Source organism: Rhizobium sp. AG207R, from assembly GCF_027109195.1.
In the GTDB taxonomy this organism is placed as follows: domain Bacteria; phylum Pseudomonadota; class Alphaproteobacteria; order Rhizobiales; family Rhizobiaceae; genus Rhizobium; species Rhizobium dioscoreae.
The window spans coordinates 1-3,124 of the sequence record NZ_JAEPVT010000025.1 but is presented as its reverse complement, the minus strand read 5'-3'; the positions used below and the strand labels follow the sequence as shown (position 1 = coordinate 3,124).

Annotated in this window: 2 rRNA genes; both read left to right on the top strand. The window is 53.7% G+C overall.

Features of this window, described 5'->3' with window-relative positions:
• Positions 1-2,605, top strand: a 23S ribosomal RNA gene (locus JJQ51_RS32740); the annotation flags it as partial.
• A gap of 277 nt (positions 2,606-2,882) precedes the next feature.
• Positions 2,883-2,997: ribosomal RNA gene (gene rrf / locus JJQ51_RS32735) — 5S ribosomal RNA — on the top strand.
• Positions 2,998-3,124 lie beyond the last annotated feature (127 nt).

The following is a 3,124-nucleotide window of genomic DNA, read 5'->3' as shown; positions in this document are numbered from 1 at the left end:
AGGTATCTTCACCTGAATAAAATAGGGTGTAAGAAGCGAACGCAGGGAACTGAAACATCTAAGTACCTGCAGGAAAGGACATCAACCGAGACTCCGCAAGTAGTGGCGAGCGAACGCGGACCAGGCCAGTGGCAATGAGTGTTAAAGTGGAAGAACCTGGAAAGGTTTGCCGCAGAGGGTGACAGCCCCGTACGCGTAGATACACTTATTGTCCTAGAGTAGGGCGGGACACGTGAAATCCTGTCTGAACATGGGGAGACCACTCTCCAAGCCTAAGTACTCGTGCATGACCGATAGCGAACCAGTACCGTGAGGGAAAGGTGAAAAGCACCCCGACAAGGGGAGTGAAATAGAACCTGAAACTGGATGCCTACAAACAGTCGGAGCCCGCAAGGGTGACGGCGTACCTTTTGTATAATGGGTCAACGACTTAGTGTAACAAGCAAGCTTAAGCCGGTAGGTGTAGGCGAAGCGAAAGCGAGTCTGAATAGGGCGATATAGTTTGTTGCATTAGACCCGAAACCGAGTGATCTAGCCATGAGCAGGTTGAAGGTTGGGTAACACCAACTGGAGGACCGAACCCGCATCTGTTGCAATAGATTGGGATGACTTGTGGCTAGGGGTGAAAGGCCAATCAAACTCGGAAATAGCTGGTTCTCCGCGAAATCTATTTAGGTAGAGCGTCTGGCGAATACTCCCGGGGGTAGAGCACTGGATGGGCTATGGGGACTCACCGTCTTACTGATCCTAACCAAACTCCGAATACCGGGAAGTACTACCAGGCAGACACACGGCGGGTGCTAACGTCCGTCGTGAAAAGGGCAACAACCCTAACCTCCAGCTAAGGTCCCCAAGTCATGGCTAAGTGGGAAAGGATGTGAGGATCCCAAAACAACCAGGATGTTGGCTTAGAAGCAGCCATCATTTAAAGAAAGCGTAACAGCTCACTGGTCTAGTCAAGGGTCTTTGCGCCGAAAATGTAACGGGGCTGAAGCCATGCACCGAAGCTGAGGATTCCTCTTTGAGGAGTGGTAGCGGAGCGTTCCGTAAGCTGATGAAGGGATACCCGTGAGGGGTCCTGGAGGTATCGGAAGTGCGAATGTTGACATGAGTAACGATAAAGAGGGTGAGAGACCCTCTCGCCGAAAGACCAAGGGTTCCTGCTTAAAGTTAATCTGAGCAGGGTTAGCCGGCCCCTAAGACGAGGCGGACACGCGTAGTCGATGGGAACCACGTTAATATTCGTGGGCCTGGTGGAAGTGACGGATTGCTTAACTTGTTCACACTTATTGGATTGTGTGGGCGGGGACGCGGTTCCAGGAAATAGCTCCACCGTACAGACCGTACCCGAAACCGACACAGGTGGTCAGGTAGAGCATACCAAGGCGCTTGAGAGAACTATGTTGAAGGAACTCGGCAAATTGCACGCGTAACTTCGGAAGAAGCGTGACCCTTATATGCGCAAGCATGTGAGGGTGGCACAGACCAGGGGGTAGCGACTGTTTACCAAAAACACAGGGCTCTGCGAAGTCGCAAGACGACGTATAGGGTCTGACGCCTGCCCGGTGCTGGAAGGTTAAGAGGAGGGGTGCAAGCTCTGAATCGAAGCCCCAGTAAACGGCGGCCGTAACTATAACGGTCCTAAGGTAGCGAAATTCCTTGTCGGGTAAGTTCCGACCTGCACGAATGGCGTAACGACTTCCCCGCTGTCTCCAACATAGACTCAGTGAAATTGAATTCCCCGTGAAGATGCGGGGTTCCTGCGGTCAGACGGAAAGACCCCGTGCACCTTTACTATAGCTTTACACTGGCATTCGTGTCGGCATGTGTAGGATAGGTGGTAGGCTTTGAAGCAGGGACGCCAGTTCTTGTGGAGCCATCCTTGAAATACCACCCTTATCGTCATGGATGTCTAACCGCGGTCCGTTATCCGGATCCGGGACAGTGTATGGTGGGTAGTTTGACTGGGGCGGTCGCCTCCGAAAGAGTAACGGAGGCGCGCGATGGTGGGCTCAGACCGGTCGGAAATCGGTCGTCGAGTGCAATGGCATAAGCCCGCCTGACTGCGAGACTGACAAGTCGAGCAGAGACGAAAGTCGGTCATAGTGATCCGGTGGTCCCGTGTGGAAGGGCCATCGCTCAACGGATAAAAGGTACGCCGGGGATAACAGGCTGATGACCCCCAAGAGTCCATATCGACGGGGTTGTTTGGCACCTCGATGTCGGCTCATCGCATCCTGGGGCTGGAGCAGGTCCCAAGGGTTTGGCTGTTCGCCAATTAAAGCGGTACGTGAGCTGGGTTCAGAACGTCGTGAGACAGTTCGGTCCCTATCTGCCGTGGGTGTAGGAATATTGACAGGATCTGTCCCTAGTACGAGAGGACCGGGATGGACATATCTCTGGTGGACCTGTTGTCCTGCCAAGGGCATAGCAGGGTAGCTATATATGGAATGGATAACCGCTGAAGGCATCTAAGCGGGAAACCAACCTGGAAACGAGTGTTCCCTATCAGAGCCGTGGAAGACGACCACGTTGATAGGCCGGGTGTGGAAGTGCGGCAACGCATGAAGCTTACCGGTACTAATAGCTCGATTGGCTTGATCGTTCCCATTGCCAGTGCTCATCTCCCGCTGAATGCGAAAGCATTCATGCGGTATGAGCCTCTAAAAAACGTGTTCAAACACGCCAGCTTCTCAAAACGTCCATGCAAAAGCATGAACAGCAAGCTTCGGCCACCTGTCGCCTCGAACTCGAGGTGACCGTATGGCCGGCTGATGTCCCCTTCGAGCGGTAAGCGAGAAGGACAAGGCATATCAGCCACAAAGAAGCGACTTGAGCTGTCCATGCGGAACGCATGGACAGCTCAAGTTGCGCTTTGCCGACCTGGTGGTTATGGCGGGGTGGCTGCACCCGTTCCCTTTCCGAACACGGCCGTGAAACGCCCCTGCGCCCATGGTACTTCGTCTTAAGACGCGGGAGAGTAGGTCGCTGCCAGGTCTGCTAATCGCAACTCCACGCTAAACCGCTTCAGCGGCTTATGCCTCACAAAATCTTCTCGTCACACTCCGAAATACGGCCAGGCCGTGTTACAATAGGCCGCTAACGCGGCCTTTGTCGCTTCTGA